Genomic DNA, 14350 nt, shown 5'->3' with positions numbered 1-14350 from the left:
CTTGGGCTCTCCCTCAATCAGTCGCTGAAGCGCATCCCGAAATGCCTGCTCTATCGGGTCGAGTCCTGCTTGCCGCTCACGTCGAAGCTTGATCATGAGGCACCCTCCACTTGCTGTCTGACGAGAATATCCAGGGGAGCCAAATCTGTTCCAAAAGACGCCAGGAATCGTTTCGCCTGCTCCGCACGGGCCTGTATCACTTTGAACTGGCCGGTCGTGCCGAGTTGCTCAGCACGCCAGATCGCCACTTTGTGTTGCACATAGCGGTTGGCCCAAAACGGCTCGTGACTCTGATCTACTATTGCGCACGCACAGCCAGCACACAAGCCCGGCTCACGCGTCCGAAAATTCGGCCGAACACGCAGCCAAATAGGCGTCTTAGCAACATCCTGACACCGCATTTCACTGCGCAGCATGGGATTGCATGTACTGTGATCTGCGAAGAAAAAGTTAATCTCGTTTCCGTCTGCCCACCGGGCAATTCTCTTCCACCGCTCCGCCGTGGGCAAGTTCGTCCAATGCGCGTGAAGATGTTTTGAGGCCTCGTACAGTTGCTTGCCCATCCTCCCGCTTGCCGCCAACTGGCCGGTCGCCATCTCATATATCCACATATTTCGCTTCTGCCGCGCGACCGAATCAAGAGACTCGACCAACAGGGGATTGCTCCCGATATAGCTAACTTCAGTAACAGCCGAGCGAAGATGGTGAAACTGCATCTGTATCGCTCTAAGCAAACGAGGGTTAACTGCCAGGGTGAAACTCGCCCATGTTTTTCTGAGCATATAAGTGCTCAATATTCTTCCTTTTGTCTCCCGCCAAGGAATCAGGTCGTTATCCGAAGTTTTATGCCTACTCTCATCCGGGAGATTAGATAGATCCACCCAGTTAGCGACGAAATCCTTCATCGTCATCCTAAGCTCATCAGCAGGAATCCCTGCAAGCGCATTTCCCGGCACAGCAAGCGAATTTTTTTGGCAGCACTGTAGTAGCAGCTTGGTGCAGCCTGCCGTTTCCCGCCAAATCGAAAAAAGTCGATTTAGCAACTGCAATACATGAACTGCGGGCGGTATCTCATTACTACCGGCCAGACGCATCCCGAGCACCCACTCAACCTCAACCAAAATCCCCTTGTTTCCCTTTGCCTCAACCGATTTGAGCACAAACCACTCGTACAAACCAGAGGCACCTGTTTCTATACGAACATTAGTAGGCAATTTAGTCTTGGGGTCGATACCCACCTCCAAACCGCACATCTCGGAAATTCGCATCCCCGACAGCCCTCCCAGGAGGATTGCGCAGGCACCAACCAAATTCCGGACTAGATGTTTCACAGTGAGGGTCGGTGTGAAATCGTATGAAGCTCTCTTTGGAATAATATCTGCGATGCTTTTATGCCACCGACCACCATTACTTTCATCGTGAGCAAAATTGAAACTCAGTATTCTCCGACGTATGCGTTTTGACCTAACGTCTGCACTTTCCCCCGTCCTTACCTCGTGAGCTTCAACCAGTTTCAAAATATCCTCGGCCGGCACTCTCACAAACCAAAAAGCCTTGTTGAAAATGGGGATAGCAACTTCATCAGGAAGTGGGGGAATCCACCCCACCCCTTGCCCCGATATATCCTCTGCGACTGTTGCTACGCCTTTTTGAAAAAACGGGTCACTTTGAAGTGACTCAATCCCGAATCTTTTGAGTTGCTTACGCTGTTGCCAAAGCACAGCCAGCGCGTCTAGCGCACGACTGGTCGTAGAGATCGTCAGCACTTCCTCTTCGTTGCAGTCCAAGATAAATCGAGGTAAATCCTCGATGTAGTGCTCCACCACAGACGGAGTGAGTTCTGATGGCAGAAAATAGGCCATTTCAGACATCCAGGACAACAACCATTTGAATGCCTGCTGGTAAGCAAGCATGCTTCCAGGTGCGGGAGGGGCTCCGTATTCAGGGTCCTTCAATAGAGTCAGCATCGCGATTTTGGCCCAGCACAACTTTTGTGCATGCTCTGGATCGCTTAAGCGACTCCCATCATAGAGTTTCATCCCCCAATTCAGCGTGCTGCTCGATTTCTTTGCTCCGGGCGTCTGGTTCGGGAAGAACCATTCAAGGTCTTTTACCTGACTACAGTCGCTTACCCAGAAATCCCCTAACTCATCATCGCTCAAATCATAAATGCTCTGAGACCTTTCGTTTGGCGCAACTTTTTCCGGCTTGTATTTTACATTCATGACATCAGCCCACCATCGGCAGAGTTACACTGAAACTCTTCGAGTCTTCAACCACCTCACTCGGAACGGCGCCCAAGAGATTATTCAGTGCGATCAGTTGCGGTTCCCATCGCTGAACCCACGTTTCTGGACTCATTTGATACCGGCTCTCAAAAATAGATTTTTGCAACGCGAAATAATGCGCAACACACAGAGATTCAAGAGGTAAAGCTCCAGCGTTAGGACACCCGGGGCATTCACCATAAGCATTGCATAAAATGTTTCCGCGCTGATTCGAGAGAGGTGAATCAAATGGGTCAGCGCAGAGAAAGCCAGGAGTCGCCGCCCCCTTATCCTGCCACGGCAAGAGTTTGCGTGGATCAATCCTCCCGGCTGTGGTAAACCATCTCTCCCGGAGGAGGGTTACGATCCCTATGCTTTCCCTATTTTTCTTCTTTGTGCCATCACTCGTATAACTTATCCACGTTGTGTAGATTTTGGAGTGATCACCGATGGCCTTTGCCTCCTCAAGCCCTCCGCCAAAAATTTGCACAAGATCTATTATCGTGGGGCGGATTTGATCGAGCGCGAAATGTGGCAGGTTGCTATCCTTTATAAAATTCTTTAGACCATTCGTCCAACTAACTCCACTCTGCCCTATATTTTTGTCCATCAAAGTGGCCACCCTTTTAGTTTTTGTTTCTGGGACATAAAGAAAAAGATCCTCTGCATCCTCCTCATTCGCAAAGCGACGGATACGTGCAGTAACCTTCTCCAAGATTTCCAAAAGCTCGCCCAAACCAAGCTGGCCATCGCCACCTGGATTTGGGTCTAGAACGCGTACCGGATCGGCATTGGCACGCGCCTTCTCGCCCACAATTAAAATAGCGAGCGAGCCAGCATTGTCCACATCCCGATCTATGTGATCCCATCTCAGGCTGCGCACCGTATCAGCATTAAATACTGTGACAACGGCCAGGAGAATGACAAACGGAATAAGGTCCCGCGCAGACGGATATAGATAGCATGTCAACTTTCCGATACCATGCTTTTTCGCCCTCAGCCCAAGCTCTGGAAATTCCTTCTTAAAATCACCAACGTTAGGTACAACGCCAGGATACTTATCTGCCAATAGCGCCAAACATACTGACAGATCTTTGAGATCTACATCTTCAGCACAGATCTTTACTCGCCCTTCCCGAAGAAGAATTTCGCCCTGCTCCCATCGAGCCTTGAACGCCAACACCTCATTCTCGCAAGAACGTATGATGTTGACCAAGGTGTCGACGCTTAACACCTCGATTGGCGTGTTGTGTTTGGTTATTTCTTGCGGACCGAAAGGTACCCTCTGCGCCACTGAACAGGCTATTGCAACCCATTTGCCGGTGCTAAGACTTGCCAATATTGACCGAAGGGCACCTAGTTTTCTTCCGACATATTTGGGATGATAGGGCTTGCCATCTATTGCCCTTTTTTGCTTTGTAAGCCACGTTCGAAATTCAACCAACAATTCATCGGTTATATCTTCCGGTCGCAGGCTTGCGGTCGGGCAATACTCGTGAAGAAATTTGAAAAACCCATCTTTTAGGTCGTCGACTCCATGCATTCGCGTCCTATGGGAACGCGCGGGCAAATACCCTATCAATCCTGCCAAGAAGAATGAACAGAGCAATGGATAGGAACGAAGGAAGCTCACATCATATTTGTGAGGGACAGGCCTCTTGGCCGAGGGAATCACTATTAGAAGGAGTGCCTTTCCTGTCGCATCCCCAGCCCGCTCGACGCGAACGAGCGGAAGCGCGCCAGTCCCATCGCCTTCTTCCCCTTGCTTTTCGGCGTGCGCCTTGGCTTGAGCAACAACTGCCGACGCGGAATTCTTTCTGCCCTGTTTCATACGCCCAGCATTTTACGAACGTTGATCAAGCCCGGCTTCTTGCTGAAGATCTCGACATAGGCAAGGTAAATCTGAATGGTGGTCTCCAAATTCTCGTGGCCCAGTTGAGCTTGGATCTTTTTCCAGGGCTCTGAATTGCCGTTCAGTACTTCCGCATGGTAGGTATAAACGGCATAGGTGTGCCGCAAGTCGTGAATGCAGTGTCGCGCTCGCATGCGTTGAGTAGTTTCGCCATTTTCATCTCGGAACTTGAAGTGCTTCACCAGACCAGTTGCCAGGCAAGCTTCCTCGAACATGCCTTGCATGCGACTAATTGAAAGTCGGCGGCCGGCGCGATTGCTGTCGGGGTGCGTCAAAAAGAGAGTGATGGGGGCGTTCCTCGCGCTCACTTCTGCGGCTCGAAGAGAAGCCGCACGCTCTCCTTCGATGTAAGCCAGAATGTCCATTACTAACCACGTGGGCATGGCGACAATCTTCTTTACACCTCCCTTTCGTAGGATTGTTATCGGGAGGTCGGCGTAAAGCGCTTCGGGATCCGGGGATAGGCTGAGAAACTGAAGGGTAGTGAGATTCGCAATTTCCCCTACCCTTAGGCCCGCAGCCCACCCGCAATCCATAGTGAGCCTGTCACGAGGCGACCGAGCATCGTTTCCTGGCTGCGACGCACGAGGCCCTGCAAATGCAAGAAGCGCTTGCAATGGAAGTGGGGAAATTGGGTGGATGACAGAACTTTTTCTGGCTTTAGGTAGGTCCCGATCCTTTTGTCCGGTAAGTCTGCCCTTACCTCTTTTCCCCGTCTGCTCAGGAACTAGCTCTACATTTTCGCCGATATCACCATCATACCAACCGGAAGAACGTCCATAGACGTAAAGCTCCCGGATGATAGACATCCGGGAGCTTATTGTCCCTGCGTCGTATTGCTCACCGGTACGGGGTGAATATGCTATTTTATAGGCTTCACGATAATCAATTCGGTCTTGCGCAGTCGCGTCGCGCCAGAATCTTCCTATTGCCTGCAGAAATTGAAGCCATGTCCTAAGGGCTTGAGCAGCCGCCGCCCATGTATGACGACTGGGAGTACTACCCGCATAAACGAAGTGCCTCGCCAAAAAGAGAGTTATCTCTTCCAAAATATGGGCAGCATTCTCGGTCTCGATGAAAAAGGATGGATGCCCGGGTTTCAGTTCCCCTTCGCCCCCTTCATGCGTGAATAGGACAACCTCGCCTTCGAGAAAATCGCTGACTTCGCTCATTGAACGCTCCCAAGTCTTTCGAACCGCATAAGCCACGCCGTCGGAGCCTGAGAATTCCGTGAGACGAAAATATGGCAGACGTGATTCCACTGCGTCACGGTACATGTGAGGCTAGGTTTCTTTGAGCCCTAAGTCCGCCGCAACGGGTGGTCCGATCGAATGCGTCGGTGAGTCTCATTGAGCACAGATGGAATGTTCACATTGCTCATTTGGGACCTCCGTAGTGCTGAACATTCTGGAGCAGCATGTACTGCACGAGCCTAGTCAGCAGAGACCAAAAGTCAAGGACATGAACATTGCGGCAACTTGAGCAATAAGTTGCGCACTTCCCCGAGAGCGGCCGCCACACAAGGGATTTCACTGTTTCCGTGAACACTTCTTGGGGCTACATAACGTGCTCGCACCCTCGGTAGGGATTCAGTGAAACATCGAACGGAATGTCCGGCGATGCATTGCGCGTAAGAATCGAGCGCGCTCGCTCCGTGGTCACCTGCGTGATCAGGCGGGCCGGCGGCGACTCGATCGCATCCGCTCCCGCAGCAACCTCAACCGTGTGCACGACATCTTCGTCGGCCGACGCCCAGCCATCGTCAAACGCCTCGCGCTGATCGCGTTCGAAGCGCCCCTGCAGGTTGCTGACCGCGCCTCGCCCCTTGCGGGCCGCCGTTGGTCGACGCTGGCCCTGGCCGTCGTCGTCGCGGTCGCTCCGATCCCTCTCTTCGCGTGTCTGGTCGCGCCGCTGTTCGCTCATGCCAAGCCTTGCTGGCCCCGCTCTTTCTCTTCGACCGAGATGGCCAGTGTCTCCTTGATCTCTTCCATCACCACATAGCTTTTCGACTGCGCGGCGCCCGGCAGCTGCAGCAGGATATCGCCGAGCAGCCGGCGGTACTCGCCGATCTCGCGGATGCGCGCCTTGATCAGGTAGTCGAAATCACCCGATACCAGATGGCACTCGAGCACCTCCGGAATGCGCAGTACTTCGCGCCGGAACTGCTCGAACATGTTGCCTGATTTGTTGCCCAGCGAAATCTCGACGAACACCAGTAACGCGCTGCCCAGTAACGCCGGATTCAGTCGTGCGTAGTAGCCCATGATGACACCGTCGCGCTCCAGCCGCTTCACGCGCTCGATGCACGGCGTGATGGTCAGTCCCACGGTCTCCGCCAGATCCTTCATCGACACCCGTCCGTCCGCCTGCAGCACCGTCAGGATTTTCCGATCCAGTCGATCCAGGGTCCGTACTGGCTGACGACTCGTTCTCATGATTTTTTCCTGTTTTCGAGATAAGTTCGATAACTATGACTGCCTGGAAGTCAATAGTATAGATACGAATCCTTTATTACCCTGACATTGCAGTTGGGAGCCCCCGAAAATGCGCGTTCTCGTTCTTGGCAGTGGCGTCATCGGCGTCACCAGTGCCTGGTATCTGGCCCGAGCCGGTCACGAAGTGATCGTGGTCGATCGCGAGGCAGCGCCCGCGCTCGGCACCAGCTTTGCCAATGCCGGCCAGATCTCGCCGGGCTACGCGTCGCCGTGGGCGGCCCCTGGGGTCCCGCTCAAGGCCATCAAATGGATGTTCCAGGAGCACGCTCCTCTCTCCATCAAACCTGACGGCACGCTGTTCCAGCTGCAGTGGATGTGGCAAATGCTGCAGAACTGCACGGCCGACCGCTACGCGGTCAACAAGGAACGCATGGTTCGCCTGGCCGAATACAGCCGCGACTGCATTCGCGCGCTGCGTGCCGAGACCGGTATTTCCTACGAAGGCCGCCAGCAAGGCACGCTCCAGGTGTTCCGCACCGCCGAGCAGATGGAAGGCGCGGCCAAGGATATCGCCGTGCTGAAGGACGCAGGCGTGCCCTACGAGTTGCTCTCGCGCGAGGAACTCGCCGCGAGCGAACCGGCGCTTGCCGCCGTCGGCCACAAGCTGGCCGGTGGTTTGCGCCTGCCGAATGATGAAACCGGGGATTGCCAGCTGTTTACCCAGCGGCTGGCAGCCATGGCCGAATCCATCGGCGTGCAGTTCCTCTATGGCCGTTCGATTGACGGCCTGCTGACCGAAGGCGACGCCGTGACCGGCGCCCTGGTGGCCGGCCAGCCGATGTTCGCCGATGCCGTCGTGGTGGCGCTGGGCAGTTGGTCCACGCCGTTCGTGAAGCATGTGCTGCCGGGCCTGTCGAACCTGCCGGTGTATCCGCTCAAGGGTTTTTCCATCACCGTGCCGATGACCGATGCGTCGCGCAGCCCGGTGTCGACGGTGCTCGACGAAACGTACAAGGTCGCCATTACGCGCTTCGACGACCGCATCCGCGTGGGTGGCATGGCGCAGATCGTCGGCTATGACCGGTCGCTGGATCCGGCCAAGCGCCGCACCCTGGAACATGTGGTGACCGACCTGTTCCCAGGCGCGGGCGATGTGAGCCGCGCCACGTTCTGGACTGGCCTGCGCCCGATGACGCCCGATGGCACGCCAGTGGTCGGCCCTGCCGGCATTCGCGGCCTGTGGTTGAACACGGGTCACGGCACGCTGGGCTGGACGATGGCATGCGGCTCCGGCCAGCTGCTGTCCGACCTGGTTTCCGGCACGCGGCCGGCCATTCGTGCCGACGACCTTTCGGTCGACCGTTATCGCAAGCCGGCGCGCATGCAAGGCGTGCCGCGTCCGATGCCGGCCTGACCGCCGACAGCAGGAACGAGAAAGGGCGACCCGCGGGTCGCCCTTTGTCTTATCCACCTCCGTCGAGCAATCGCGGAGGAGACTATCCCGGAAGCCGCTGCACCTCCGCCAGCGCGGCCTGCGATGGCGCCGGCAGGGTCGAGACCGCGAGGCCGGCGCGGGCGCGCAACGCTTCGGTGGTTTCGTGTTCGCCATTGGCGCGCCATCCCGGGGGCATGCAGAGCAGGCCGATGACTTCCCGCAACGATCGCGCCGCGAGCAAATCGCGGCCCAGCGCAACCCATTGCGACAGCTCCACCACCAGCGGGTTATAGCTGGTGACCGGCTTGACTAGGCCGTAGATGCACGGCTCGCTCTTGTCTTCCGGGATGTACGTTCCGAATAGCCGGTCGAACAGAATCAGCACACCACCATAGTTGGCATCCAGGTAACGCAGGTTGGACGCGTGATGCACGCGATGCGCGGACGGCGTGTTGAGGATTTTCTCGAGCCAGCCCAGACGCGGAATCCAGGTGGCATGGATCCAGAACTGGTACAGCAGATTCAGCGCCAGCATGGTCAGCACCAGCCGGGGCTCGAATCCCAGCCAGACCAGCGGCGTGTAGAACACCGTGGAGCCGGTGAGCCGACCGGTCCAGCCCAGCCGATACGCGGCCGACAGATTCAGCTGATTCGGCGAATGGTGGACCGCATGCGTGGCCCAGAACCAGCGCACACGGTGCGCGGCGCGGTGGAACCAGTAATAGCAGAACTCCTGCCCGACGAAGAGCACCGCAAAGGTCCACCACGGCCCCAGCGTGATCGTCGCGACGCGATGTTGCCAGGCAAGGGCGAATACCGGCGCGGCCAGCGAGATGGGGACGGCCAGGATGAAATGCCGCACGAGTTGATCGAACAGGCTGACGCTCATGGCCCGCCAGTCAAACGGCTCGGTGCCGGAGAACCGCGCGCGGAGCGTCAGCGTGATCGCCTCGGCCAGCGAGAGCAGGAATACGACGGGCAGCGCCCACAACAAGATTTTCGAGGGGACCATGAAGTCTCGGGACGGATCGACAAGAGTCGCGCATTGCAGCGGTATGGCGATAATATGAACAAAGCTCAGTTTCTTGTACTCGCCTTCTCCGCCCACCCTCATGCCAGAGAAAAACGTTGCCAAACAAGGCCCTGCGCGGCGCCAGCCCAGTCAGCAGCGCGCCCTGGACAAGATTGGACTCATGTTCGAGGCGGCGATCCGCATCCTGGAGCAGGACGGTTTGCAGGGCTTCACGACGAACCGCGTCGCCGAGCTGGCCGGCATCAGCATCGGCACGCTGTATCAGTACTTTCCAAACAAGGAAGCCTTGCTCCTGGCGTTGGCAAAACGCGAAATGAAACAGACCTTCGAGCGGCTGCGCACCGAGATGCAGGCTCGCGCGGATGCTGCGCAGGCGACGGATGCGGCACCTCATCAGGGCGCCCGGATGGCCGTGCGCGCCATCCTCGGCGCTTTCGGCGGCCGCATGCGGGCCCGTGAGCAGATGCTTGAGATCATGGCGCGCAGCGGGCAGGCAGGCGCGATCGATGCCCAGATCGACGCCATGACGCAGGGCCTGCTCCTGGGCTGGCGTGCGCCGCTGGACGCGCACGCCGAACCGCTCGACGCCATGCAGGCCTTCGTGCTTGGGCGCGCCGTGATGGGCGTTCTGCGTGCGGCGCTACGGCAGGATGTCGCCATGCTGAGCCAGCCGGCGTTTGAAGATGCACTGGTCCGGCTCGTGGTCGGCTATCTCGCAGGCAGCCGGCCGGCCAGATAAAAGCGGCTTCGTCGATCTGCATGGCGTCAAGCGCACGCGCCAAATGCGAAGGGACTTGCCGCGAACATCGACGTGCGCATCAGTGCGTTTTTTGCAGTGCAGAACCACCTCGACGCTGCGGCGGCCATGCCGCCACGTCACCCCGTGCTAGGATGAACGCCCTCCCCCGCAGTCGCCTCATCGGCTCATGATTACCCTATACACGACCCTCGGCGTGCACGCGGACGCCACTCTGGACGAGATCAAGCGCGCCTACCGCCGCGCGGCCATGAAGTGGCACCCCGACCGCAACCTTGGCCGCGAGGCGGAAGCGCATGCTGCGTTCCAGGAAATCCGCGATGCCTACTCCATCCTTTCCGATGCCGAACAGCGCCGCGTCTACGACGAGGTATTCGAGCAGGAGATGCGACGCTGGGAGGCTGAACACGCGGCGCAGGAAGAACAGGAACGCGAGGCGCAACGCGAAGCCCAGCGCATCGAGCAGGAACACTACGAGAAGATGGTGGCGATCGCGATGCGATATGCCGGCGAGGGCCACCATCGCGACGTCCTCTTCGGCGTGTTGCTCGGCCGGGATTGCGAGGCGGAACTGGCGGGACGCATCGCGGACAGCGTATGGGCCTTGCAGGAGTCCCGGCGGGCCAGTGAGCTGGCTGCGGATGCAGCTGAGGCCAAGGCGTCCGCTGGCGCGGCGGCGTCAAACGCTGACGACGGGACGCGAGCCAGGCGCCACCCCGGCGCCTTCGATTCGTTCTGGCACGGCCTGTTCGGCATCCGCTCCTAGCACGGAGCATGTCGATGCCGAATATCCGAACCAGAACCGCTTCGCTTCAATTTCGCTTCAGTTTGAAGCCACCTCTTAGTCCACAACGGCCACGACATTGACGGTCCCTTGCCGGGCCATCTTTGCGTAAGGGCACAAGCGCTCGGCATTTCGAACCAGCTCTTCCGCCACGTGGCGTTCAACGCCCGGCACCCGGACCCGGACATCGATGAGCAATGCGTAGCCTCCATCCATGGGGTCACGGCCGAACGACACCTGCACCTCCACAGAGGTATCGTTGCTCTCCATGTTGACACGCTTGCAAAGCAAGTTCAGCGCGCCGTGAAAGCAAGCGGCAAAGCCCGCGGCAAACAACTGCTCGGGATTGGTCCCATTGCCGGGCCCTCCGAGCTCCTCGGGCAACCGCAGATCCACGACAAGATTCCCGTCATCGGAACGGGCCACGCCAGATGCCCGACCGTGTCCGGTCTCGCCGCCGGAAACGGTGACGGTCGTTGTGTACAGTGGCTCAAAATCCCGGCCCCGATACCTGTCGAGGAGGGAAAGTGGGGGAGGCTGCAGCTTCTCGTTGTCCATGTTGCATTCTCGAGCTCAGTGACGAGCGCTCCGACGCAGTCATCCATTCGTCGAAGCCTCACTTGCCAGGGCGCGCTGCGCCTGGACCTTTGCTGCCGATCGGGCCGGTACCCCCAGTCACGACGATCTTCGTGACGCACGTCGATGTTGGCAAGGCTACGGTACAACCCGTGTCAATCCTAGATGACCTCCGATTGTGACGGTAGGGCCTTCCAGGGATGCACGGTGTTTCCGGTTTGGCACCAATTCCGCTGGCACGTGCTCCGAGATCAAACGCCAGATGCAAAACGAGGCAGTCGCGATGACTGCCTCGTTTTCTTTTGAAGCGAGAACGGCTTTACGTCAGAACTGATCCGCCGTCAGCGCATTGACCGGCGTGGCGCCGTCGACGATGGCGTCACGCAATGCCGATGCCTGCGACAGGATGTGCTGGCCGAAGAAATGCGCCGTGGCGATCTTGGCATCGTAGAACGCCGGATCTTCACCGCGCCGGGCATCCGCTGCCAGCATCGCGCGGCCGAACTGCCAGCCGGAGAAGACGATGCCGCACAGCTTCAGGTACGGCACGCTGCCCGCGAACACGGCGTTGGGGTCCCCCTTGGCGTTGTCGACAACAAACCGCACGACGGCTTCCAGCGCCTCGCGGCCCTTCTTCAGTTGCCCCTGCACGGCAGTGAATGCCGCGCCGCCGTGCTTGCCCAGCGCAGCTTCGGTTTCGGCGATCTGCGCGCAGATCGCGCGTGCCACGGCGCCACCGTCGCGCAAGGTCTTGCGCCCGACGAGGTCGTTGGCCTGGATCGCCGTCGTGCCTTCGTAGATAGGCAGGATGCGGGCGTCGCGATAGTGCTGCGCAGCGCCGGTTTCCTCGATAAAGCCCATGCCACCGTGCACCTGCACGCCCAGGCTCGTCACGTCGATCGACAGCTCCGTGCTCCAGCCCTTCACCACTGGCACCATGAACTCGTAGAACGCCTGGTTCTGCTTGCGCACGGCCTCGTCCGGATGCTGGTGCGCGGTGTCGCACGCGGCGGCGGCCACGTAGGCGACCGAGCGCGCGCCTTCGATCAGTGCCCGCATCGTCATCAGCATGCGTTTGACGTCCGGATGGTGAATGATCGTCACGGCTTCGCGCGCCGACCCATCGACCGGGCGGCTCTGCACGCGCTCGCGCGCGAAGGCCACCGCTTGCTGATAGGCACGCTCGGACACCGCGATGCCCTGCATGCCTACCGAGAAGCGCGCGGAGTTCATCATGATGAACATGTACTCCAGCCCGCGATTCTCCTCGCCCACCAGCGTGCCGATGGCGCCGCCGTGATCGCCGAACTGCAGGACGGCCGTCGGGCTGGCCTTGATGCCGAGCTTGTGTTCGATCGACACGCAATGCACGTCGTTGCGCTCGCCAACGCTGCCGTCCGCATTGACGAGGAACTTCGGCACGATAAACAGCGAGATACCCTTCACGCCTTCCGGCGCGTTCGGCGTGCGCGCCAGCACGAGGTGGACGATGTTGTCCGCCATGTCGTGCTCGCCATAGGTGATGAAAATCTTGGTGCCGAAGACCTTGTACGTGCCGTCGCCTTGCGGTTCGGCGCGGGTGCGCACCGCGGCAAGGTCCGAGCCGGCCTGGGGCTCGGTCAGATTCATGGTGCCGGTCCATTCGCCCGAGATCAGCTTCGGCAGGAACGTTGTCCGTTGCGCTTCCGTGCCGCCGGTCAGCAGCGCTTCGATCGCGCCATCGGTCAGTAACGGGCACAGTGCGAACGACAGGTTCGCGGTGTTCAGCATCTCGTTGCACGGCGTGGCCACCAGCTTGGGCAGACCCTGGCCGCCAAACTCGACCGGGTGCAGCACACCCTGCCAGCCGCCTTCACCAAACTGGCGGAAGGCGTCGCGGAAGCCCGGCGTGGTGGTCACGACGCCGGCTTTCCAGCTGCTCGGGTCCGTGTCGCCGATGCGGTTCAGCGGCGCCAACACTTGTTCGTTGAACTTGGCGGCTTCTTCCAGCACAGCCTGCGCCGTGTCCGGCGTGGCGTCCTCATAGCCAGGCAACTGACTGACGGTTTCCAGGCTCGCCAGTTCGTTCATGACGAACAGCATGTCCTTGAGCGGTGCACGGTAGGTCATCGATGTCTCCAGAGTTTGTAAAAAAGCCGCTCGCGGGACGCGCCCGGAACGGCTCAATTTCTCTTGTTCTTGCCGGCCGGGTCTGCCCCGGCCGGTCGGGCATCAGCCCAGTGCGGCCACCAGCTCCGGCACCACGGTGTTCAGGTCACCCACGAGGCCGTAGTCCGCCACCGAGAAGATCGGGGCTTCCGCGTCCTTGTTGATCGCGACGATCACCTTGGAGTCCTTCATGCCGGCCAGATGCTGGATCGCGCCCGAGATACCCACGGCGATATACAGCTGCGGTGCCACAATCTTGCCGGTCTGGCCAACCTGGTAGTCGTTCGGCACGAAACCGGCGTCCACGGCGGCGCGCGAGGCGCCCAGGGCGGCGCCCAGCTTGTCGGCCAGCGGGGTCAACACCTTGGTGTAGTTCTCGCCCGAACCCACGCCACGGCCACCGGACACGATGATCTTGGCGGCGGTCAGTTCCGGACGGTCGCTCTTGGTCACTTCGCGCGACACGAATTGCGAGATGCCCACATCGGCCACGGCCGGCAGCGCTTCGACGGCAGCCGAGCCACCTTCGGCGGCAGCCGGGTCGAACGCCGTGCCACGCACGGTGATGATCTTGATCTTGTCCGACGACTTCACGGTGGCAATCGCGTTGCCCGCGTAGATCGGGCGCTCGAACGTGTCAGGCGAATCGATCCTGGTGATGTCCGACAGCTGGGCCACGTCCAGCTTGGCGGCCACGCGCGGCAGGATGTTCTTGCCCGAGGCAGTCGCCGGGGCCAGGATGTGCGAGTAGTCGTTGGCGATGGCCAGGATCTGCTCGCCCACGTTCTCGGCGAGGCCGTCGCCGAAGTAGGCGGCGTCGGCCAGCAGCACCTTGGATACGCCGGCGATCTTCGCGGCAGCATCGGCGGCAGCCTTGGCGTTCGAGCCGGCCACCAGCACGTGGACATCGCCACCGCATTGGGCAGCCGCCGTCACGGTGTTGAGCGTGGCGGCCTTGATCGATTGATTGTCGTGTTCAGCAATGACGAGTGCAGTCATGTTT

Annotated in this window: 11 protein-coding genes and 1 pseudogene; 3 read left to right on the top strand and 9 right to left on the bottom strand. The window is 59.1% G+C overall.

The genetic code is table 11. The annotated features are described in order from the left end of the window. Positions 1 to 92: 92 nt before the first annotated feature. The 5 genes and pseudogenes from BLR29_RS31870 to BLR29_RS09400 all read right to left on the bottom strand — a co-directional run bounded on the left by BLR29_RS31870 (position 93) and on the right by BLR29_RS09400 (position 6614). Positions 93 to 2225 carry an integrase gene (locus tag BLR29_RS31870; RefSeq protein ID WP_143018423.1) on the bottom strand — a complete coding sequence of 711 codons (2133 nt, stop codon included), beginning with the start codon at positions 2223 to 2225 and terminating at the stop codon, positions 93 to 95. Between the two features lie 4 nt (positions 2226 to 2229). After that, positions 2230 to 3810, bottom strand: coding sequence for a hypothetical protein (locus BLR29_RS31865; RefSeq protein ID WP_143018422.1), 1581 nt, complete (start codon positions 3808 to 3810; stop codon positions 2230 to 2232). 284 nt (positions 3811 to 4094) lie between these two features. Further along, positions 4095 to 5351, bottom strand: a complete 1257-nt coding sequence (locus tag BLR29_RS09410) for a tyrosine-type recombinase/integrase (protein WP_092136500.1) — start codon at positions 5349 to 5351, stop codon at positions 4095 to 4097. A 394-nt stretch (positions 5352 to 5745) separates the two neighbouring features. Then, positions 5746 to 6102, bottom strand: a pseudogene (locus BLR29_RS09405) (radical SAM protein); the annotation flags it as partial. Continuing rightward, entirely contained in the window at positions 6099 to 6614 is a 516-nt protein-coding gene (locus BLR29_RS09400) for an Lrp/AsnC ligand binding domain-containing protein (RefSeq protein ID WP_092136498.1), read from the bottom strand. The pseudogene BLR29_RS09405 and the gene BLR29_RS09400, both read right to left, overlap by 4 nt. Positions 6615 to 6723: 109 nt before the next feature. Here BLR29_RS09400 and BLR29_RS09395 point away from each other — a divergent pair, with 109 nt between their 5' ends. Next, complete coding sequence (locus BLR29_RS09395) at positions 6724 to 8028, top strand: D-amino acid dehydrogenase (RefSeq protein WP_092136496.1); 1305 nt, start codon at positions 6724 to 6726, stop codon at positions 8026 to 8028. 82 nt (positions 8029 to 8110) lie between these two features. Here BLR29_RS09395 and BLR29_RS09390 read toward each other — a convergent pair whose 3' ends face one another. After that, positions 8111 to 9061, bottom strand: coding sequence for a sterol desaturase family protein (locus tag BLR29_RS09390; protein WP_092136494.1), 951 nt, complete (start codon positions 9059 to 9061; stop codon positions 8111 to 8113). Between the two features lie 181 nt (positions 9062 to 9242). On the opposite strand from BLR29_RS09390, the gene BLR29_RS09385 reads away from it, so the two are divergent. Both BLR29_RS09385 and BLR29_RS09380 read left to right on the top strand, forming a co-directional pair. Beyond that, on the top strand, positions 9243 to 9821 hold the full coding sequence (locus BLR29_RS09385) for a TetR/AcrR family transcriptional regulator (protein WP_176860903.1): 579 nt from the start codon (positions 9243 to 9245) through the stop codon (positions 9819 to 9821). Positions 9822 to 10008: 187 nt separating this feature from the next. Further along, a complete protein-coding gene (locus BLR29_RS09380) occupies positions 10009 to 10605 on the top strand; it encodes a J domain-containing protein (RefSeq protein ID WP_092136490.1) in 597 nt (198 codons plus the stop codon). A gap of 75 nt (positions 10606 to 10680) precedes the next feature. On the opposite strand, the gene BLR29_RS09375 is transcribed toward BLR29_RS09380, so the two are convergent. From BLR29_RS09375 to BLR29_RS09365, 3 genes are all read right to left on the bottom strand, one after another. Beyond that, positions 10681 to 11181, bottom strand: coding sequence for an Ohr family peroxiredoxin (locus BLR29_RS09375; RefSeq protein ID WP_092136488.1), 501 nt, complete (start codon positions 11179 to 11181; stop codon positions 10681 to 10683). 342 nt (positions 11182 to 11523) lie between these two features. Continuing rightward, on the bottom strand, positions 11524 to 13308 hold the full coding sequence (locus BLR29_RS09370) for an acyl-CoA dehydrogenase (protein ID WP_092136486.1): 1785 nt from the start codon (positions 13306 to 13308) through the stop codon (positions 11524 to 11526). A 102-nt stretch (positions 13309 to 13410) separates the two neighbouring features. Continuing rightward, positions 13411 to 14346 (bottom strand): electron transfer flavoprotein subunit alpha/FixB family protein, encoded by a 936-nt coding sequence (locus tag BLR29_RS09365; RefSeq protein WP_092136484.1) that lies wholly within the window; start codon positions 14344 to 14346, stop codon positions 13411 to 13413. Between the last annotated feature and the right edge of the window lie 4 nt (positions 14347 to 14350).

The organism is Cupriavidus sp. YR651, assembly GCF_900101625.1.
Taxonomy (GTDB): Bacteria; Pseudomonadota; Gammaproteobacteria; order Burkholderiales; family Burkholderiaceae; genus Cupriavidus.
Note: the sequence above shows the minus strand (reverse complement) of the source record. Positions and strands in the feature narration are given on the sequence as shown.